Raw genomic sequence first — 230 nt, forward strand, 5'->3', positions numbered from 1 at the left:
TTCGTCGATGATCGTCGTCACGCGTTGCACGGCGCCCACCATGTCCTCGATCACGCTGCCCGCGTCGTTCACGAGCGACGAGCCGGCTTCGATGCGCTGCGCCGACGCTTCGATCAACTTCTTGATCTCCTTCGCCGCCGCGCCGCTGCGCTGCGCGAGCGTGCGCACTTCCGAGGCGACCACGGCGAATCCGCGCCCTTCCTCGCCCGCACGCGCGGCTTCGACCGCGG

At 69.6% G+C, this 230-nt stretch carries 1 protein-coding gene; it reads right to left on the reverse strand.

What is annotated here, in order from left to right:
• The coding region (locus tag R2R70_RS23605; protein WP_410979434.1) for a methyl-accepting chemotaxis protein at positions 1–230 on the reverse strand (230 nt) is incomplete at both ends.

It is taken from the genome of Cobetia sp. SIMBA_158 (assembly GCF_046566945.1).
GTDB classification, from domain to species: domain Bacteria; phylum Pseudomonadota; class Gammaproteobacteria; order Pseudomonadales; family Halomonadaceae; genus Cobetia; species Cobetia amphilecti.